This is a genomic window from Dickeya poaceiphila, assembly GCF_007858975.2.
GTDB classification, from domain to species: domain Bacteria; phylum Pseudomonadota; class Gammaproteobacteria; order Enterobacterales; family Enterobacteriaceae; genus Dickeya; species Dickeya poaceiphila.
The window spans coordinates 2,318,100-2,338,963 of the sequence record NZ_CP042220.2; the positions used below are offsets into that span (position 1 = coordinate 2,318,100).

Genomic DNA, 20,864 nt, shown 5'->3' on the forward strand with positions numbered 1-20,864 from the left:
TTCGCCCGCATGGCGCTTTTTCACTCAAAAGGGACGCTATTTTATGCTGTTTGCCGTTAAAAAATACATCGGTAGTCTATTGTTGCCACTGCCGTTGTTGATGCTGGTCATAGGGCTTGCCCTCGCCTTGCTATGGTTTTCCCGTTGGCAAAAAACCGCCCGGATACTACTCACCGCAGGCTGGCTGGCACTATTGCTGCTGAGCTTGCAACCGGTGGCCGACAAGCTGTTATTGCCGCTGGAATCCCGTTATCCCACCTGGACGCCGGATTTCCCCAAAGTGAATTACATCGTGGTGTTGGGCGGTGGTTACACCTTTAACCCGGACTGGCCTCCCAGCGCCAACCTTATCAACAATAGTCTGGCTCGCGTCACCGAAGGCATCAGGCTATGGCGCGCTAATCCCGGCGCTAAATTGATCTTTACCGGCGCAGCCGCGCAGGGTAACCCCGTGACCAGTGCCAGCACCTCTGCACGTGTCGCTGAAAGTCTGGGCGTTCCGCCGCAGGATATCCTGCTGGTGGATCAGGCCCACGACACCGAAGAAGAAGCCGCCGGAACCGAGGCGTTAATCGGCAAACAACCTTTCCTGCTGGTCACCTCCGCCAACCATCTGCCACGTGCCATCCGTTTTTTCCAGGCGCGCGGACTGCACCCGATTCCTGTCCCCGCCAATCAGTTGGCTATCACGTCACCACTGAATCCATGGGAACGGGTATTCCCCTCCGCGCTCTATCTGTCGCACAGCGAGCGGGCCTGGTATGAAGGATTAGGCTTGATCTGGCAACAAATGAAAGGAATTACTCCGGCGCCGGAATCCTGATAGCTGCACGCGGGTGACAGAGTCACCCGCATCATTGGTTATTCCAGCCAGGGCAATAATTCACGGGTCGCAGCGTCAAACAACGGGCGATCCAACTGACCCGTATGAATGTAGCGGGAAACCGCCGCCCACAGGATATACAGCCAGCGACGGCAGACAAAAGACTCCGCCAGCGGAGCTTGCTTCAGGTAATGATAAAGCAGCTGTTCCGGCATCCCCGACTCTTCACATAACCGAAACAGATCGTACTCACGTGGTGCCCACAACATCATGCCGGGATTGATCATCGCCAGCAGTTGATCGCTGCGTGGATCTTTCAACATGCTGCGTAGGGTCAGGTTACCGTGCACCAATACGCAATTGTCATCGAAATCGTCAAACAGCGCCGGCAAGCTCTGCCGGGATCGGTACAGCACGGTTCTATCCTGCTGGGTCAACTGCGCGGCGTTGACATTCATCAGTGTGGCCCACAGCACTTCCAGCCGCTGGCGATACCAGTTCGGCCAGTTGTTCTCCTGCATACTGTCCACTGTACCGACACAGCCGTGGCTGTCGATCCGATGCCAGGCCAGCATGTTTTCAACAATCTGGTCCATCAACAGTGTCCAGCGTTGAGGCGAACGGGACGGCGCTTCTACCGACACGCCACGCAAACGTTCGATAAGCAACAATTCCTTGTAAGGCGCCTGATTGGTCATCACTATTCCATAGACCGTGGGCAGCCTGACTTCTCCCTCACGAGACAGCATGGTCAGCTTATAGGCCTCTTGCGCGGCAACCCCCTGACAAATATAACTTTTCGCCAGCAACGGCATGGCGTTACCTGCGTGATCATACAAGGCATACAAATGCGCATAGGGCTGTTCACTGATACGTTCAAGACGGCTGAGCGATTCTCCCAGCACCGTACTTAACTCAGTTTTTAATAGTTCCATCGGCGGCGGCTCTCGCTGTTGCAGGCACACTTATCTGCTTATCATGCGAGCAGTACACAACAATTTCCCCAATACAGATCAAAGAAAACGGGATATGCAACCTCGCATAAGCCAACGAAACAGGCAGTAAGCATCAACAGGATGTTTCCAGCGCGATAGCACTCCGTCACTGGCGGCAAAATGCCCGCAAAAGCAGGCATCGTTACGTCATGCAAGTGGTTTTTCGATGAATCGGCGAATACGATTATTTACGTTCGAACGCCCCCAGATCCGGTGCGGCCCCTTCATAGGCGATATTCACATCGACACCTTTGTCGATCATCCAGCTGTCTGACGCCAAACGAAGGTTCTTCAGCACCGGCAAGCTGCCATCTGGCTGACGCGCCGCATCCCAGCCTGTCGTCGATACACTCTGGAACTCCGCATCGGAAAGCACATTGCTGAAGTTCCAGGAGTTGTAGCGCATATTAGCGCCATCGGTATAGGACAGCGATTGTGATCGGGCTGCATAAGAAATGTTGTTACGCAGCGTACCCAAGGCTATCGTGTTACCGTTCGCATCAATGCCCCGCATATTGTAGTTGACGGCGTTATTGAACGACGTGTTGTTGAAGAAATCATTCGCCACCGGATGGTGATTGGCGTAGAACCCCGCCGCTTTGTTCAGGAATGCCACCGAATTACGCACAATATGCTTCGGTGCATTGCTCACATATTTTGCCCCGTATCCACCGGCCTTGAAGCCGTTACCGTTGCCAGCGGGCAGTGATGTAGTCGTGCCAGGCAGGTACCCCTGAGACCAGGCCCACGAGTTTTCAATAGTCACCGATGAATAGGCATTGATCAGGTCAAAACCGTCATCCGAGTTAGACCAGGCTCGGCAACCACTGAAAATATTGCCCGGCATATTGGCGGCAATATGCGCGCCAAAGCCATCACCACTCTGTCCGGCACCGTTAGACGTCAGTGGATCATAGTTATGGTGCGAATCGGTATTAAGGACGGTGTTATAGGCGCCATTTTGTAAAAATAACCCGGCCCCCATAATATGGTGGATATTGAGCTGTTCGAACTGATTGTTACTACCTTTGATCCACACCCCCCAGGATTCATGATTTTTATTGTTGTTTTGCGGTACCCCGGTTATTTCCAATCCTTTAAGGGTTATCCAGTCAGCGACGACGTTAAATCCTTTAACGCGACAGTCATCCGTCATCTGGCTAAAATCAAACACCGGGGTTTCACCGGTATAGGCGACATACTCAATACGTTTGCCGGAGATACCACTCTTGTTGAGCGTAATCGCATTCACGATATCTGTCTGGCTGGCGCAGCTATTAAGCCCAACGGTAAAAGTGTAGGTGCCGCCGCGAACCCATAACCGATCACCCGGAGAAAGCGTCTGTTGTGCTCGGCCAAAGGATTTCCAGGGGGCACTTTTACTGCCATTGGCAGTATCGCTGCCATTTGGCGCCAGATAATATTCCGCCGCCAGAGTTTGTGCGGCAGTCCCAGTCAGTACGCATCCCATGATTATGGGTAAAAATTTTTTATTCATTTTCATTGTTACACCAGCCTTAAGTAAAAAAATCAATACATTCATCATTCTGGGATGAATGCCATCCGATAATAAGCCATGCTCAATAATTGTTTATCCAGGCCATCGGTTTTTATTATTCCTGCCTCTTTTCATTATTCTTGCCAAGAATAAAAACCGTCTCTATCAGACGCTGGGTTTATTAATTATACAGCGGCATGAGTGGTCTGCCATCACGTCAGGCAAACCAGGTAAACGAGGCAAGTGGCAAGTAATCTCCTGATTACGTTGAACGGCTGGTACTAATAACAGCAATTTGTGGGATAAAAAAAGCGCATGTGCTGACAACACATGCGCTTACGAGACGGTGTACCGGAACTGACGTCAGTTTGCAGCCATCACTGCAATAACCCGTGCCAGATCCTCAGGTGTGTCCACCCCGACGCTCGGCACCTCTTTAGCTACCGCCACATGGATCTTCTCGCCATACCAGAGCACTCGCAGTTGCTCCAGCATCTCAATTTTCTCCAGTTGGCTGGGAGCCCAACCGACATATCGCCGAATAAATCCGGCACGGTAGGCATAGATACCGATATGCCGCAGGAAATGATCGCCAATCGTATCTTTTGACTCGGCAAACCGGTCTCTCTCCCACGGAATGGTAGCGCGAGAAAAGTACAGTGCGTAGCCTTCCGCATCCGTCACCACTTTTACCGCATTCGGATTGAATGCTTCCTCACACGAGGTAATCGGTACTGCCAGCGTGGCCATACCGGCGCGACTACCTGCCAGATTCTCCGCCACCTGACGGATGATCACTGGCGGAATCAACGGCTCATCACCCTGCACATTAACGATAATCTCATCATCAGCAAAACCATAACGGTCAATCACTTCGGCAAGACGTTCGGTGCCGGAATTGTGATCCGGACTGGTTAAACAGACTTCACCCCCTGCCAGTTCAATCGCACGGGCAACATCAGCGTGATCGGTTGCCACCACTACGCGGCTGGCACCAGACTCACGGGCGCGCTCCATCACATGCACCACCATCGGTTTGCCATGGATATCTGCCAACGGTTTGCCCGGTAACCGAGTGGATGCATATCGGGCGGGAATAATTGCAGTAAACGTCATTGTGCGATCTCATCCGACGCCAGCGTACGCGCTTCATTTTCCAGCAAGACAGGAATGCCGTCCCGTACTGGGTAAGCCAGTCCTTCGGTTTTGCAAATCAGTTCCTGCTTTTCTTTGTCAAAAATCAACCGCCCGTTACACACCGGACAAGCCACGATTTCAAGCAAACGATGATCCATGCTTCCTCCCATCAAGAAGCGATTGTCAAAAATAGCCGGTCACCCGGTTTTGGCCTGACGCGACACGCAATGCGCATCAATCAAACACGTTAAACGCTGTAACAACAGTGCCGACTCCGGCGCTGACAATACCGCGTCAACCGGCAGATACCACCAATTGGCCTGCGCAAAGGCATGGCATTTCACCGCATCTTTTTCCGTCATGATTAAGGGCTGTTGGTCATTGGCAGTCAGTGTCTGCAACTCTTCCGGTTGCCAGTGTTGATGATCGGCAAACGAGACTTCACGTACCAAGGTGCACCCCAACGCTTTCAGGGTAGCAAAGAAGCGTGGCGGATGACCGATCCCCGCCATAGCAACCAACGGAGGCAATGCTGATACCGCACGACGTTCTCCGGTCATCAGATTAACTGCTTCACCCGCTGTAAGTTGCATAGCGATTTCACCGCTTTTCGCCTCGCCGCCATTTACAATCACAGCCGCAACCGAACGCAGGCGCGAAGCCCGTTCCCGCATTGGCCCAGCCGGTAGCCACCAGCCATTGCCAAAACGACGAACGCCATCCACCACCACCAGTTCCATATCCCGGTCCAGCGCGTAATGCTGCAAACCATCATCGGTCACGATCACATCCAGCGGCTGATACGCCAGTAATGCTTCGACTGCATCACGTCGCCTGGGTGCCACAGCCACGGGCGCACCGGTGCGCTGATAAATCAGCACCGGCTCATCACCAGCCTGAGCGGTAGACACCTCATCGGTCACCCGTAATGGATACTGCTCCGCTTTACCGCCATAACCACGCGATACCACGCCGACACGATAGCCCCGCTGTTGCAATTGCTCCACCAGCCAGATAACCACCGGTGTTTTACCATTGCCGCCCGCAGTCAGGTTTCCCACCACCACCACGGGTACAGGCGCACGCCATACCTTACGCCAGCCATAACGATAACTCAGCCGGACAAGATTGCTAATCAGTCCATAGAGCAACGACAGTGGCAACAACAGCCAGTACAGCGGGGAACGTCCCGACCAGATGCGCTCAATCATGCGCCAAACTGCAGTTTATGTAGCTGAGCATAGGCTCCGTTTCGGGCCAGAAGCTCAACATGCTGACCACGCTCGATGATCTGCCCATCCTCAACCACCAGAATTTCATCCGCATTCTCAATCGTGGACAACCGATGTGCAATCACCAATGCAGTACGATTTTTCTGCAATTCATCCAGTGCCGCCTGAATGGCGCGTTCCGATTCGGTATCCAGTGCTGAAGTCGCTTCATCCAGCACTAAAATCGGACAATCTCGCAGCAGTGCTCTGGCAATGGCGATACGTTGACGTTGACCGCCGGACAGCAATACGCCGTTCTCGCCGATCACCGTATCCAAGCCCTGTTCCAGTTTGTCGATAAAATCCATCGCATGAGCCATTCTGGCTGCTCGTTCAATATCCTCACGGCTGTAACGATCACCACAGGCATAGGCGATATTGTTGGCGATGGTATCGTTGAACAGGTGCACATTCTGCGACACCAACGCAACCTGACTACGTAACGACGGCAGCGTGTAGTCACGCAAATCATTTCCATCCAGCAGAATTTCACCGGACTGGATATCGTAAAAACGGGTGATGAGATTCGCAATAGTGGACTTGCCTGAACCGGAACGGCCCACCAATGCCACCGTTTTCCCCGGCGGAATATGCAGGCTGATATTTCTCAGCGCCAGTGTTTCTTTACCCGGATAAGCGAATTTGACATCACGGAATTCGATATCGCCCCTGGCCTGTTCCAGTACGCGCGTGCCGGTATCTTTTTCCTGTTCCATATCCAGAATGGTAAACAGCGTTTGGCAAGCTGCCATACCGCGCTGGAATTGGGCATTAACGTTGGTGAGCGACTTTAGTGGGCGCATCAGGGTAAACATAGACGAGAACACCACTGTGATGGTGCCAGCGGTCAGGGTTTCCATCACCGACGGAAAGCTAGCGGCGTACAACACGAACGCCAACGCCAGTGATGCAATAAACTGGACTACCGGATCAGAAATAGAGGACGCGGAAACCATCTTCATGCCCTGCTGGCGCATACGATTACTCACCGCATCAAAGCGTTCCACTTCTACTTCCTGTCCACCGAAAATCAGTACTTCTTTGTGCCCTTTCAGCATCTGTTCAGCACTGGTGGTTACCTGCCCCATGGTGTTCTGCATGTTTTTACTGATACTGCGAAAACGCCGGGACACGACCCGCATACTGTAGGAGACAATTGGCGCTATCAACACCAAAATCAACGACAACTGCCAGCTGTACCAAAACATCAGTACGAACAGGCCAATGATGGATGCGCCTTCGCGCACGACAGTAACCAACGCGTTTGACGACGACGCAGCCACCTGTTCAGAGTCATACGTAATGCGGGATAACAAAGTACCGGTAGACTGCTGGTCAAAGAAGGAAACCGGCATCCCCATTATGTGGCTGAACAGACGACGACGCATGTTCATCACGACTTTGCCTGACACCCAGGCCACACAATAACTGGAAATATAGCTGGAGATACCACGAACAACCATCAATCCGATAATAGCCAGCGGCATCCACACCAGCACACTGCGGTCAGCCTTGCCAAATCCGTCATCCAGCAGCGGCTTGAGCAGAGATAGCATCAGCGTATCGCCGGCAGCATTGATCACTAATGCCACCGCCGCCACTGCCAACCCGGCTTTGTAAGGAGAGATCATCGGCCATAGGCGACGAAACGTCTGCCATGTGGAGAGATCTTTATCATTAATCATTCAATAAACCTGAGCCCTTGATAAATAGCCGTCTATTATTACTCATTATCCCGCTTAGCGCCAAACCACTGATGATACCAGCGAGGTGATATTTCACCGCGGTAGCGCAACATTTCTATCCCTTCGTCGAAAAAACGCACACTTAATTGCCCACTGCTGGCAGTATCGTGCCAGTGATAACCCAGTTGCCGGTAGCGCCGCACCACATTCACTGCCGGCAAACGCCACGGATTGTAGCGGGAATTAGACGACAGCACCGCCTGAGCCCCCACAGCCCGCAAAAACGGTGGTGACGACGACGTGGTGCTGCCATGATGCGGCACTTGCAGAACATCCGCCGCCAGCATATCGCGCTGAGTACGCAGCAATATCGCTTCATCCTCCTGCTCCAGATCGCCCGTCAGCAACACCCGATAACGGCCATCATCTACCCGCACCACGCAGGAATCGTGATTACCGGCTTCGCGAACCCGCAACGGTGGCCAAATGACACTAAACGTCAATCCTTGCCAGCGCCACTGTTCCCCTTGTATGCAAGGGTGATGGTCCGGCTCAAACAATGGGCTGTATATCGGTATATGCAAAAGCGCACGCTGTAATGCTTCCAGCCCACCGCTGTGATCCAGATGACTGTGACTGAGAATGATGCCCTCAAGTTGCAATCCTCGCCATTTAAGATAAGGCAGGATTTCATGCTCGGCGATGTTGCCGCCGTCCCAGCCTGGACCGGTATCATACAGCCAGGCTTTACCTTGTCGTTCAATCACCACCGCCAACCCATGGCCCACATCCAACATATCCACTCGCCACAACGGCGCTGGCGGCTTGGGACGCAATGTCATTATGAGTACCAATGCAATCAGACTGAACGGATAAGTTCGCCACCATGCAAAGCGCCAGATAATTACCGCCAGCCACCCTGCCAAACTGTAAGGTACAATATCCTCCCCCAGCGATAGCCAGCCAGGCGGCATAGCCTGCAACGGCAGGAAAACCAGTGCCAGTGATCGATCCGCCAACCACCAGATACCCTGCGCTATTACCGGGATGGACATCAGCGGTAATGCCAGCAGAATCAGTGGCGTTGTAACGAAAGACACCAATGGCACCGCCCACAAGTTGGCTGGCAATGAAATCAGGCTAACACCATGAAATAACAGTACCTGCAACGGCATCAACAGTAGTATTACGCCTGTCTGCACATGTAACCCGCGCAGCCATGCCCACCGCCAGGCGTGCTGGAACCTTGGCGGAAGTGGTGCCCACTGATACCAAAAAATCAGTGCAGCAACCGCCAGTGCAGAAAGCCAGAAACTATCCGATAACACGCTCAGCGGATCGCTGACCAAAATCAGCGCCACACACCACAACCATACCTGCCACGATGACACCGAAAGTCCACGTAGTCTTAGTAGCGTCCAGCATGACAATGCCAGCGCAGCCCTTACCGCCGGTGGATTTCCTCCAGCCAACCAGACGTACCCCCACGCGCAGCACAAACCGCACCATAAAGGCGTACGATGCTCAACCCAATGGACAGGCAGCAGATACTGCGCTGCACGTACGCTACACCAGCCAAACAAGGACGCCAGAATGATATGCAGCCCTGATATCGCCATCAGGTGCATGATCCCGGTCTGCCGCAGCATGTCGAGGATTTCATCCTCTACACCCCCCATTTCTCCAACAGCCAATGCCAATATAATTGACCGCCATGTCAACGGCAGGGTCTGTTGTTCCATTACCTGGATCAGCCGCTGGCGCAAACCGCATTCCGCTGTCAGTACCTGCGCAGACAATATTTTCCCGGTCAGCGGTTGCGCTTTAGCAAGTGCCCAGCGCTGGCGATCAAAACCGCCTTCGTTCAACCGGCTGTGTACTGGACGCAGCCGTAACCGAACGCTCCACTGCTGCCCGCCGCACCAGTTTTCCATCTGCGGCGGCACATCCAGCTTTGCATAGAGCGGAGGGAACACCCAATGCCCGTCTATCTGCCACAAACGCACCACAACCTGCTCGGCATTCGTCTGTGCAAATCGGACACTACTGACACTGACCTTTGCCGTTAACGGCTGCTGGGTAAGCTGTTCCACCTGATTCAGTATCACCCGACCACTATATAAGCTCCAGATCACCCCAAGCACCACCAGTCCGAGCGGATAAAAACGTGTCTTAAGCAGCCACAGCGCGGGCACTCCCCATACCAGCAGACGCTTGTCCGGCAAATTTGGCACTATCAGCAACAGCAACGGGCCAGCCATTAATGTCACTGCCAGTTGGTTCAATGAAATTCTGATGGTTTGTCCCTTACCATTTATCGCCGAAATTTCGACGTTCATCCTGTCTGGAACGCAGTGTGCCCTTCTATGACGCTCATCGAAAATCAAGAGTGACAACGTCGGAACCTGCTATACAAAAAACCGCAACGATTGCAATCCATTGCAACCACAATGCGAGGCATTATGAGCACGATAAACGTCTACCAGCGCTCGTCTTGACAGTGGTAAGCGTTGATTGGAGGTTATGCCGTAGATTATCTCTGCCGGTGATGATGAGTCGTTGCATAAACAGGGAGACACAGCAGGGTTCATAATCAATAAACGAAGAGTCTGGCATATGGCGGATAACAACAGGATTTTTATCATTGTCGGTGTGTTGGTGCTATCAGCCTGTTCGGTCGCACCGCAAAATTAACCGACCGATCATACCTTCCAACATGTGGCGCACGCCGCCAACGAATGCACCACAGCTGTACTGGCACAGGCAAGGCGCATCGGCGCAAATATTGTTTAATAACAAAGCATTAAATCAATAACCAAACAATTGTAACGACTGGTGGTACAGTCATCGATACCCAGGTGCATGGACTTCCTACAATCAATGCTGAAATACTGGATAAAGGCGAGACAGGCAGCACATGGCGCAACTGTATGTAAGGGGAAAAATGCACTAACACCGGAAATAGTGATGAGCCAGTCATAGGCTGAGCGGTCCGGACCTTTCCCGCTGCAGTAAGTATCAGGGCCGGAAACCGGCCCTGCGCGTCAGTGAGATTACTTCGCTTCTACCGGCGGCTTAATCTCACCCATTTCTTTGATTTTGCGCGACAGTTCTCGGCGTTCTTTCGACAGTTCCGCGTTTTTGATGATGTATTCATCGACGCGATCTTCATAGTCACTGCGCATGTTGGCAATAATATTCTGGATGTCTTCAATCGACATGCCTGGCTTAATGTACTCGCTCAGGTTATCCAGCAGCAGTACACGCTTCTGATTATCGCGGATTTTCTTTTCATTATCCGTAATTTCACGCTGCAGCTTATTTTTACGACGGAACATACGCACGAATTCCAGCACATCCTGGAAACATGGCTTAGTGTTACCCTTCTCCATTTTTCTACCCTTACTTAACGATCAAGATTCGTCATGCGGAAATCGCCCTACATTAACCATACAGGTTAGTCACTATCATCGACAAGGTAGTTTTCCCTCCTTACCGATACAATCGTTGCCTTTATGTGCACCCTATCACTCTCGCGTGCTGATTGCACCTGACTCGATTCAACACCGCTGAGCATCGCATCTGTTAGCTTCAGTCAGTCGGCAGGATGGTTTACCATGATGGCTTTAGGGTATCCGTCACCGTTTTACTGAAAAAGTGATACGTTACCCGTAAACTGTCGAGCCGTTTCGGATAATGCTTACGTCGGGCAAAACCGGCGGTGACAAACACGCCTCGCAGCGGTATGAGTGATTTCCCAGCGCTTGCCGACCTCAGGCTGAACAGAGAGAAACCGTGCAAAAGCAACACACCGAACCCACTTTTTTTGTCCATGATTATGAAACCTTTGGCAAACACCCTGCCAAAGATCGCCCCGCGCAGTTCGCTGGTGTCCGCACCGATTTGGATTTTAACGTGATTGGTGAGCCGGTAGTGATCTACTGTCAACCAACCGATGATTATCTGCCCGACCCGGAAGCCGTGATGATTACCGGCATCACACCACAGGTCGCGCAAAGTCGGGGGATGCGCGAAGCAGAATTCGCCCACCATATCCATGAGGCGTTCAGTGTGCCGGGCACCTGCATCATGGGATATAACAATATTCGCTTTGATGATGAAGTCAGTCGCAATCTGTTTTACCGTAACTTCTTCGATCCTTATGCTTATAGCTGGCAAAACGGTAATTCACGTTGGGATTTGTTGGACATGCTGCGAGCGTGCTATGCCCTGCGTCCTGACGGCATTATCTGGCCGGAAAACGACGACGGTTTCCCAAGCTTCAGGCTGGAACATTTGACTCATGCCAATGGCGTTGAACATGCTCAGGCGCATGATGCCATGTCCGATGTCTACGCCACCATCGCTATGGCGCGTCTGCTCAAACAGGCGCAGCCAAAACTGTTCGACTATCTCTATCAGTTGCGTAACAAGAACAAAGTCAGCGCGCTAATCGATATCCCACAAATGAAGCCACTGGTACATGTTTCCGGCATGTTTGGTGCCGCACGGGGCAATACCAGTTGGATTGTGCCGCTGGCCTGGCATCCGGAAAACCGCAACGCAGTTATTGTCTGCGATCTGGCGGGAGATATTCAGCCATTACTGTCGCTGGATGCGGATGAGCTGCGCACCCGGCTTTATACCCGCCGTGACTTACTGGCGGAAGATGAATCCCCCGTACCTATCAAACTGGTGCATATCAATAAATGTCCGGTTCTGGCACCAGCCAGTACGTTACGGCCACAAGACGCGGAGCGATTGGGTATCGACCGTCAGCATTGCCTGAACAATCTGCAATTGCTGCGCCAGCATGGCAATGTCCGGGAGAAAGTCGTAGCACTGTTTGCCGATGCGCCGCCGTTTGAGGCTGCGACGGATGTCGATCTGCAGTTATACGATGGGTTTTTCAGCGATGCTGACCGCTCAGCAATGACCATCATCCGTAAAACCGATGCCCAGCATCTTCCTGCATTGAACCTTCAGTTTGCTGACAAGCGTGTAGAAGAACTGCTATTTCGTTACCGTGCTCGCAATTTCCCCGGTACGCTGGATGAGCAAGAGCAGCAGCGCTGGCTGACACATCGTCGGGAGGCGTTTACCACCGAGCGAGTACAAGAATACTTCGATGCGTTAAATCGACTCTATCAGCAACACGATGGGGATGAAAAGAAAACTGCTCTGCTGAAGGCACTGTTTACCTACGCACAGCAACTGCTGGCCTGATGTCAGCATTGAATGGCATTGCACCGCACTACCATTACACAAAAAAACAGGCTCCCAGAGGAGCCTGTCAGCATTACTTCAGAGAATTACGCCAGATCTTCGTTGTACTGCGGCACTGGTTGCCTGAAACTACGCGTCACAAATGCCAGATAGAGCAGACCAATTCCCGCCCATACCAACCCTAGCGTCATTGAGGTACTTTCCAGATTCAACCACAGCGCCCCTACCGTCATTGCTCCCATTACCGGTAAAATGAGGTAGTTTAGTGTGTCCTTCAGCGTCCTGTTTCGGCGTTCCCGAATATAGAACTGGGAAATAACCGACAGATTCACAAAAGTAAACGCCACCAGCGCCCCGAAGTTGATCAACGCCGTTGCAGTAACCAACTCGAACGAAATAGCAGATAATGCAATAGCACCAACCAGCACCACGTTTAGCGCAGGCGTCCGCCAGCGAGGGTGTATATAGCCGAAGAAACGCTCTGGAAATACACCGTCACGCCCCATCACATACATCAGGCGCGATACACCCGCATGAGCTGCCATTCCAGAAGCCAGTACAGTCACGCAGGAGAAAATCAGAATACCGAACTGAAACGTTTTACCTGCCACGTACAGCATGATTTCAGGCTGTGAAGCATCCGGATGCTGAAAACGCGAGATATCAGGGAAGTAGAGCTGCAAAAAGTAAGACACCACGACAAAAATCACGCCACCGAGCAACGCCGTCAGGAAAATGGCTTTCGGGATAACACGGCCTGCATCCTTGGTTTCTTCAGACAACGAGCTGATGCCATCAAACCCAAGGAATGAAAAGCATAAAATAGTCGCACCGGTAATCATTGGGACGACATGCGCATTATCAGACCAGAACGGGCGGCTACTCACCAGCGTACCGGCACCTTCGCCCTGAGATACACCGTAAATCACCATCCCGGTGATGACTACCATCACAGCAACCTGCAGCACCACGATCAGACTGTTGAAATTAGCGACGGTTTTGATACCACGCAGGTTGAACAGCGTCATGAATCCCACCAGCAATACCACAAAGATCCATGATGGAATACTGGGGATCAGGGTTTCAAAATATATTTTCGCCAGCAGGATATTGATCATCGGCATAAACAGGTAGTCCAGCAATGACGACCACCCCACCATAAAACCAATCGTCGGGCTAATGGCTTTCTGCGCATAGGTATAAGCTGAGCCTGCCGACGGGAAACGGCGTACCAGCTTACCGTAGCTAAGTGCGGTAAACAGAATGGCGATCAGCGCGAACGCATACGCCGTAGCGACATGTCCATCAGTCAGACCAGAAACGATGCCAAAGGTATCGAATAACGTCATCGGCTGCATATAAGCCAGCCCCATCATCACAACCGGGACCAATGTCAAGGTTTTGTGCAATTGCACGCGCGGCGCAGAAATAGTGGAATCAGTTGTCATGACGTAACCCCCCGCTACCGACAGCAACCATCAACCATGAATCCGCCGTAAGTGATAATGTAGTACGGCGATGTTTCAGGTAATCGGAAATGGACGGGCGAACAATATCGCCGTAACCGAGGTGAGCGTGAGCAGCAAATATGCCGCCCGATACAAAGCCAGCCAGAGTGGCGTCTTTGTTGCTGCGTTTGCAGCACCAGCCGGCGGGCACCGGCTCAAAAACAACTGATTGCCCCATTGTCTCTCTCTATTAACTTTGCGCAGCCCACGCTGCGTGTTTACTGATATCTATCCGGAGCTATCAACAGCACCGGCCTCTCGATGAAATACAAAAAAATAACCGACGCGATAACTAAGCGTCGGTTTTCAGGGCGCGTATTTTGCCCCAGTCAATAATCAGAAACAATAGCTACGAAACCAATCGTGTGTGACTTACACGGTTCCGTCTTCTCTGACGTCCATCAAACAACTCAGCGCAGGCGTTTACGTTTTTCGTTCTGGTCCAATTCCAGCTCAGTAATCACCTGCTGTAACCCACGCTCTTGTGCAGCATTCAGCCTTGGAAACTTGAAACTCAGACGCTCAATCTGTTTTACATGGCCTTTACTATCAACGACTTTCGTTGTGGTATGGTTGATGAACTCCAGATCCAGACAGAACTGCCCGTAACTAGCGAGATCGACATCAATATTTTTCAGCACCATGCCGGGTTCAAACAGACTGATCATGGTTTGATCGTCGGTGTACATGCATAGACCACCCAGCGATAAATCCTTCAGGTTAAATTCAAAATACGTGTTGTCAGGTAATTCCCCCCGGCAAATCATTGGCGGCCATGCAGGAGAGTTGATACGGAAAAAATTACGGCGCTGAATATAGTACAACACGTCAGGCACAGTTGCGCAGAATGCAGGCAAATCGTCATGTTCAACTATACGGCTAATCGTGGAACGAAATTCAACCTTGGCACCAGCCGTTTCTGCCGCAAACTCAAGTTCACCCGCAAATAGCGCCCGACTGTTTTCACGCTCCAGCGCACCAAGGTCAAACAGAAACTCTCCCTCGTCCGAATCAACCTCAAGGATCTTACTGATAAACTGACCGTGTGTGTGATACACCATTATTGTGGCGTCTTGCTTTTGCAGTCCGCGCAATGTGGAGCAAATAGCCATTTTATTACGCCTGGCGTACTGTTCTTTCATATTGTCATCCACTACATCCATCCCCACCGTCAATTGAATGGTTAATCCGTTATTATTCAGTGTCCCAGAACCCCCCTGGATACGACTTGGCACTAGTATCGACATTGAAGCCATCAACTTTAGCGCTTTATCAATTCATTAGCTTAAACACTGCACACACAGAATATCCGGCATACAGAAAGCCTCGCCAATGCGAGGCAAACACTTATGAAAAAATAGGGGGGACTGTCAGCCAATAATAGACGAGGTTCAGACCGCAGGATAGTGCGAAAGTAGCCACGTCAGTGCTAGCAGGTCGGCACTACCGCCAGGGCTGATATTCCGCTCGACCAGCGCGTGGTTCATCTCCTGTAAGCCCCGATGCGTCACACCGTCAGACAATAACGCTAGTGCATATGCTTGTACAAACGCCAATCCATCTATACCGCCGCGGGATACCACATTGGTATCGGGATTGTGGGCCATCAACACGACCAGTGCTTGCAACAAAGCCGATTCCTCGTCTTTTCCCTGCGCTCGTGCGCCAAGGTAAGCAGGCAGGGCGTACTGTCGTGCGGTAGCGAACCCACTGGCAGCTTCACCACGCGCTCCTGTCAAACCATGGCGGCGAAACAGATGCTCTCCCGCTGTCGCCGTATGCTGGCTATTTTCCAGTTCATCGCGCACCAAATCGGCACTCATCTGAGCCACACACTGGCACAGGCTATCCTGTGTCAAACGATGTCGACGCCCAGCCAACCAACCTGCTGCGCTACACAGCAGTCCAAAGGCAAAAATCCCCCCCTTGTGGGTATTCACGCCGCCTGTCGCTGCCAGCATGGCCTGTTCAGCCGCAATACCTATTGGCCGCACCTGCGACAATAACTGGGTTATCGGTAGCACGCTATGTGCCACACCGGCTTCGGTAAAACGAGAAAACCACGGGGTCAGTGCAGCAATGCTAGCCTGAAACAACGGCACATCCATATCGTGATGCGCGCCGTTATTATCCCTATCCACCAGACCGGGTTTTGGCGTCAGCATCACTTCTACCGTTAAGGCGGTCACCACACGATGGTGAATATCAGGTAAGGCCACCAGCGCACTGGTGGCATCGGGAAATTGCATAGTCAGAAATGGAGAAACAACAACCGATTCAGTGTGCGTCAAACCAGCCATGGAGGATACTCTCGATTTTTTCAATCACGTCAGGTAACGCATGGCGGCGCGAACGCGCGCAGACATGCGCTGATTCCTCACAGAGTATACACCGACGATGATCGTGCGCCAGCAACGTTCTGCTTATCGAGCCTTCCTGTGGGCAAAATACGTCAAAATCCCACAACCGGCCCAGCGGATGCTGCTCTTCCAGCGCAATCGCCGCCGCCTTCACGCTCAGCGCATCCTTGCTCATCACCCAGAACGCTTCCGCTCCCGTCTCCTGCCAGGTCACCTCCCGCTCCAGCACCGGCCAGCCGCGGGCCACACACAGCGCATCAAACGCCCCGACGGCGGCCTCCATCGCGCCACGGTAACCCGGCGCATCCTTCACCGCTCCCGGCGTCACCAGCGTCAGCGACACCAGCGTCGACCGGTGCCGCGCCAGCAGCTGCTGCTGCCGCGCATGGCGGCGATCTTTCGCCGCCAGCACCTGCTCCAGGGTCACGGCAACCGGCACACCCGTCGCCACCTCGCTCACGCGTTGTCCTCTTTCACCTGACGCACCACGTCAATCACCGTGCCGTCCCGGTAGCGGATCACCCCAACAATCCGGTCGTGGAACTCGATCGCCTTCGGCTCGCCCACCAGCTGGATGGCCCGCTCATACAGCGCCTCCACCGGCATCACGTTCAGCCCCGCCTGTGTCAGACGCGCCGCCACCTCCGGTCGCGCCGGGTTCACCGCGATACCGTGGTCCGTCACCAGCACGTCGATGGCGCTCCCCGGCGTCACGCAGGTCGTGACCTGACGCACCACCGTCGGGATGCGGCTGCGGATCAGCGGCGCCACCACGATGGTCAGGTTCGCCGCCGTCGCCACGTCGCAGTGACCGCCCGACGCCCCGCGCATCACCCCGTCCGACCCGGTTATCACGTTCACGTTGAACTGCGTGTCGATTTCCAGCGCACTCAAAATCACCACGTCCAGCTGGTCACAGCACGCCGCCTTGGCGCTGGGGTTCGCGTACACGTTGGTCGAGATTTCCACATGCCGCGGGTTCTTCGCCAGCGACGCCGCCGCATTCGCGTCAAAGCACTGGGTGTCCAGCAGCGTCTCTATCAGCCCCTTCTCATGCAGGTCGACGATGCTCCCGGTGATGCCCCCCAGCGCAAAGCGTGCCACCACGCCCTGCTGCTGCATCCGGTCTTCCAGAAAACGGGTGCACGCCGTCGAGGCCGCGCCCGACCCGGTCTGGATCGAAAAGCCCGCCCTGAAATACCCGGAGTGCTCGATCACGTCCGCCGCCGTCCGCGCTATCAGCAGTTCACGCGGGTTGCTGGTCACGCGCGCCGCCCCCACGCTGATTTTCGCCGGGTCGCCCACTTCCTCCACCGGCACCACGAAATCCACCTGGTCCTGCACGATGCTCGCCGGCATGTTCGGGAACGGCACCAGACTTTCCGTCAGCAGCACCACCTTTTTCGCGTAGTGCGCATCCACCATCGCGTAACCCAGCGACCCGCAGCGCGATTTCCCCGACGTCCCGTTGGCGTTGCCGAATTCGTCGCTGCTCGGCACACCGAGAAACGCCACGTCTATCGCCAGCTCGCCGCTCTGCAGCAGGTGCACCCGCCCCCCGTGCGAGTGGATCTGCACCGGCTCGTCCATCAGCCCGTGCGAAATCGCGTCCGCCAGCTTGCCGCGCATCCCCGACGTGTAGATGCGGGTTATCACCCCGTTGCGGATATGCTCTATCAGCGGCGCGTTGCAGGTCATCAGCGAACTCGACGCCAGCGTCAGGTTTTTGAACCCCAGCCGCGCCAGCGTCTCCACCACATGGTTGATCACCTTGTCCCCTTCACGGAACGCGTGGTGGAACGATATCGTCATCCCGTCCTGCAGCCCGCTCTTGCGGATGGCCTCTTCCAGGTCGGCGCACAGCTTGCGACGGTGTTTTTCGGTGACGTCATCCAGCCACGGCGTGCGCTGGTTGGCGCTCACGAACGGCTGCAGATGACTTTTTTCCGGGTATTGCTGCTGCAATGCTTCAATAATATTACTCATGTTCCAGTCCTGTCATGGCGACGGCCCGGCGTGCGTTCACGCCGCCGGCCCGCGCGGAAAACGTGCTTTACCCTGCGGCGACCTACCGGCGTACGCCCGACGCCAGCGCGCGCTCCACCACCCGACGGGCGTGGTCGATTATCGGGCTGTCGATCATTTTTCCGTTCAGCGAAATCACCCCCAGCCCGGCGCGCTCGCCCTCTTCCGCCGCCTTGATCACCAGATGGGCGTAGTCCACCTCGTCCTGGGTCGGCGCGTAGGCGTTGTGCAGCAGTTCAATCTGCCGCGGGTTGATCAGCGACTTGCCGTTAAAGCCCAGTCCGCGGATCAGCTCCACTTCCTTCAGGAAGCCCGCCTCGTCGTTGACGTTGGAGTACACCACGTCAAACGCATCGATACCTGCGGCGCGCGCCGCGTGCAGCACCGCGCAGCGGGCGTAGAACAGCTCGGTACCGTCACCGCGCTCGGTCTGCATGTCCATCACGTAGTCGAAGGCCGCCAGCGCAATCCCGATCATCCGCCCGGACGAACGGGCGATGGACACCGCGTTGATCACCCCGATCGCCGACTCGATGGCCGCCATGATGCGGGTGGAGCCGACTTCACGCCCGCACGCCTTTTCGATGCGCACCAGGTGGTGCTCCAGTTCATCGACATCCGCGGTGGAATCGGTTTTCGGCAGACGAATCACATCCACCCCGCCCCGCACCGCCGCTTCCAGATCCTTCAGACCGAACGGGGTGTTGAGCTGGTTGATGCGCACCACGGTTTCAATGTCCCGGTACATCGGGTGCTGCAGCGCATGGTACACCAGCAGCCGCGCGGTATCTTTCTCGCGCAGCGACACCGCATCCTCCAGGTCGAACATGATGGAGTCAGGCCGGTAGATAAAGGCGTTGGACAGCATGGCGGCATTCGCGCCCGGCAGGAACAACATGCTGCGGCGCAGTTTTTTCGGCTGAGTCGTGGCGCTCATTACAGTTTCTCCCAGTCAATCTCGTCAACACCGGCGGCCCGCAGCACCGCACTCTGTACCCGCGCGCGGATCACGCAGTCCAGCGCGCCCTTGTCGTCCACCACGATGGTGCCGGCCTTCACCCCCAGCGCCGCCAGGGTGTCGTTCACCACCTGGGTGATTTGGGCGCCGAACTGTTTGATGACCTCGCTGTTGATCACCACGGTCAGCTGGCCTTCCGCCGGCGCCACCTTGACCAGCAGATCACTGGATTCAAAGGTGCCCGCCAGGGCCTCCTTGATTATTTTCATGTTGTTTACCTGCCTAATACATTAAATACACATCACGCGCAGGCGAGTTCGCCATAGCGCTGTAGATGCACGAACGTGGTTGCCGGGACAATCTCGCGGATGGGGTCGAACTGGCGCTGCTTCAGTAACCGGCGCACCTCGGAGGCGGAAATCGCCAGGCCGGAATGCTGACGAGTGCGCTCAATTTCCACCACCTCCAGCGCCGGGGCGGCCACCTGCGTGGCCTGCTCCAGCCAGTGGTGCATATCCTGGTTGTACCGGTTGGTCACCGGGCAGAACGGCTCGGTGCCGACAAAGCGCCGGGTGATGCCGAGCGCCGGGGCGATATACTGGCGAAAGATGATCAGATCCAGCGCCGCATGGGCCTGGGTCACCAGTGTCTCTTCCTTCAGGAAATAGCCCGGAAAGGTGGCCCTGGAGATCATGTACTCCGACCCGGCGTGCACCGTCAGGTTCGGGATATGGGCCACGCCCTGACGCACCATCTCCAGGCGCTCGGTGAACGGGAAAAAGGAGACGTCCTCCCGCACCACGAAGATATGCAGCCAGTCACAGGCGCCGGCGGCCTGCTCGGCCAGATAGCGGTGCCCCAGCGTAAACGGGTTGGCGTTCATCACGATGGCGCCGATGTCCCGGCCCGGTCTGGCCTCGGCTGCCAGCGACTGGCAATACTGCCGGATGCCGATGGGGGTGTTCTCCATCAGCACCGCCTGGTCGTCATAGCAGGCCAGCGGGTAGAAGCCGCAGCCGCGGAACACCGCGGTGTTGCAGGGGCGGGTGTAGAGAAACAGATGGAACTGGCCGCGGGCGGCGGCAAACTGCACCACCTCGTTCACCACCTTCACCCCCAGGTTAAGCTCGCGGTAGTCGGGCGCCACCGCCACACACTTGATGGTAGTGGCACACAGCCCGGCACAGGCCACCAGCCTGCCGTTATGCCTGCCTGCCACAAAAAATTCGACATCCCTGTCCATGCCCAGCTGGCACATCGCCAGCAGGTCGGTAATCTCAGTCAGTTCAGAGGAAGGAAGGCGAACATCCAGCGTGGCAAACGTAACACTCTCATCGTCATCGGCGTACATAACGGTTATCCTGCTTTTTGCTGTAGC

19 protein-coding genes are annotated in these 20,864 nt (G+C 54.5%); 2 read left to right on the forward strand and 17 right to left on the reverse strand.

Features of this window, described 5'->3' with window-relative positions:
- Window positions 1-43 precede the first annotated feature (43 nt).
- Window positions 44-823, forward strand: coding sequence for an envelope biogenesis factor ElyC (gene elyC / locus Dpoa569_RS10310; protein ID WP_042870298.1), 780 nt, complete (start codon window positions 44-46; stop codon window positions 821-823).
- A 38-nt stretch (window positions 824-861) separates the two neighbouring features.
- On the opposite strand, the gene Dpoa569_RS10315 is transcribed toward elyC, so the two are convergent.
- The 8 genes from Dpoa569_RS10315 to Dpoa569_RS10350 all read right to left on the reverse strand — a co-directional run bounded on the left by Dpoa569_RS10315 (window position 862) and on the right by Dpoa569_RS10350 (window position 10,801).
- Window positions 862-1,758 (reverse strand): YcbJ family phosphotransferase, encoded by an 897-nt coding sequence (locus Dpoa569_RS10315; protein WP_042870296.1) that lies wholly within the window; start codon window positions 1,756-1,758, stop codon window positions 862-864.
- A 244-nt stretch (window positions 1,759-2,002) separates the two neighbouring features.
- Window positions 2,003-3,322 (reverse strand): pectate lyase PelN, encoded by a 1,320-nt coding sequence (pelN, locus tag Dpoa569_RS10320; protein ID WP_042870294.1) that lies wholly within the window; start codon window positions 3,320-3,322, stop codon window positions 2,003-2,005.
- A 357-nt stretch (window positions 3,323-3,679) separates the two neighbouring features.
- Window positions 3,680-4,432 carry a 3-deoxy-manno-octulosonate cytidylyltransferase gene (kdsB, locus tag Dpoa569_RS10325; protein ID WP_042870292.1) on the reverse strand — a complete coding sequence of 251 codons (753 nt, stop codon included), beginning with the start codon at window positions 4,430-4,432 and terminating at the stop codon, window positions 3,680-3,682.
- Window positions 4,429-4,611, reverse strand: coding sequence for a Trm112 family protein (locus tag Dpoa569_RS10330; RefSeq protein WP_042870289.1), 183 nt, complete (start codon window positions 4,609-4,611; stop codon window positions 4,429-4,431). The genes kdsB and Dpoa569_RS10330 overlap by 4 nt, the downstream gene beginning before the upstream one ends.
- A 39-nt stretch (window positions 4,612-4,650) precedes the next feature.
- Window positions 4,651-5,664, reverse strand: a complete 1,014-nt coding sequence (lpxK, locus tag Dpoa569_RS10335; protein WP_042870287.1) for a tetraacyldisaccharide 4'-kinase — start codon at window positions 5,662-5,664, stop codon at window positions 4,651-4,653.
- On the reverse strand, window positions 5,661-7,409 hold the full coding sequence (gene msbA, locus Dpoa569_RS10340; protein WP_042870284.1) for a lipid A ABC transporter ATP-binding protein/permease MsbA: 1,749 nt from the start codon (window positions 7,407-7,409) through the stop codon (window positions 5,661-5,663). The genes lpxK and msbA overlap by 4 nt, the downstream gene beginning before the upstream one ends.
- Before the next feature lie 38 nt (window positions 7,410-7,447).
- Window positions 7,448-9,670: a ComEC family protein gene (locus Dpoa569_RS10345; RefSeq protein WP_236614463.1), complete on the reverse strand. Its 2,223-nt coding sequence runs from the start codon at window positions 9,668-9,670 to the stop codon at window positions 7,448-7,450.
- Between the two features lie 792 nt (window positions 9,671-10,462).
- The gene (locus tag Dpoa569_RS10350; protein WP_012770019.1) at window positions 10,463-10,801 is read right to left on the reverse strand and encodes a DUF496 family protein; all 339 of its coding nucleotides are present in this window, start codon (window positions 10,799-10,801) and stop codon (window positions 10,463-10,465) included.
- Between the two features lie 403 nt (window positions 10,802-11,204).
- On the opposite strand from Dpoa569_RS10350, the gene sbcB reads away from it, so the two are divergent.
- Entirely contained in the window at window positions 11,205-12,635 is a 1,431-nt protein-coding gene (sbcB, locus tag Dpoa569_RS10355; protein WP_042870282.1) for an exodeoxyribonuclease I, read from the forward strand.
- A gap of 86 nt (window positions 12,636-12,721) precedes the next feature.
- On the opposite strand, the gene Dpoa569_RS10360 is transcribed toward sbcB, so the two are convergent.
- From Dpoa569_RS10360 to citC, 9 genes are all read right to left on the reverse strand, one after another.
- Window positions 12,722-14,083, reverse strand: coding sequence for an APC family permease (locus Dpoa569_RS10360; RefSeq protein ID WP_042870280.1), 1,362 nt, complete (start codon window positions 14,081-14,083; stop codon window positions 12,722-12,724).
- Entirely contained in the window at window positions 14,073-14,321 is a 249-nt protein-coding gene (locus Dpoa569_RS10365; protein ID WP_042870278.1) for a hypothetical protein, read from the reverse strand. The genes Dpoa569_RS10360 and Dpoa569_RS10365 overlap by 11 nt, the downstream gene beginning before the upstream one ends.
- Window positions 14,322-14,553: 232 nt before the next feature.
- Window positions 14,554-15,306, reverse strand: a complete 753-nt coding sequence (locus tag Dpoa569_RS10370; protein WP_042870277.1) for a flagellar brake protein — start codon at window positions 15,304-15,306, stop codon at window positions 14,554-14,556.
- A 228-nt stretch (window positions 15,307-15,534) separates the two neighbouring features.
- Window positions 15,535-16,443 (reverse strand): triphosphoribosyl-dephospho-CoA synthase CitG, encoded by a 909-nt coding sequence (gene citG, locus Dpoa569_RS10375; protein WP_042870276.1) that lies wholly within the window; start codon window positions 16,441-16,443, stop codon window positions 15,535-15,537.
- Window positions 16,421-16,963, reverse strand: a complete 543-nt coding sequence (citX, locus tag Dpoa569_RS10380; protein ID WP_042870275.1) for a citrate lyase holo-[acyl-carrier protein] synthase — start codon at window positions 16,961-16,963, stop codon at window positions 16,421-16,423. The genes citG and citX overlap by 23 nt, the downstream gene beginning before the upstream one ends.
- Entirely contained in the window at window positions 16,960-18,489 is a 1,530-nt protein-coding gene (gene citF, locus Dpoa569_RS10385; protein ID WP_146411313.1) for a citrate lyase subunit alpha, read from the reverse strand. The genes citX and citF overlap by 4 nt, the downstream gene beginning before the upstream one ends.
- 82 nt (window positions 18,490-18,571) lie before the next feature.
- Window positions 18,572-19,465: a citrate (pro-3S)-lyase subunit beta gene (citE, locus tag Dpoa569_RS10390; protein ID WP_042869847.1), complete on the reverse strand. Its 894-nt coding sequence runs from the start codon at window positions 19,463-19,465 to the stop codon at window positions 18,572-18,574.
- Window positions 19,465-19,755, reverse strand: coding sequence for a citrate lyase acyl carrier protein (citD, locus tag Dpoa569_RS10395; RefSeq protein ID WP_042869845.1), 291 nt, complete (start codon window positions 19,753-19,755; stop codon window positions 19,465-19,467). The genes citE and citD overlap by 1 nt, the downstream gene beginning before the upstream one ends.
- Window positions 19,756-19,787: 32 nt before the next feature.
- On the reverse strand, window positions 19,788-20,837 hold the full coding sequence (gene citC, locus Dpoa569_RS10400) for a [citrate (pro-3S)-lyase] ligase (protein ID WP_146411316.1): 1,050 nt from the start codon (window positions 20,835-20,837) through the stop codon (window positions 19,788-19,790).
- Window positions 20,838-20,864 lie beyond the last annotated feature (27 nt).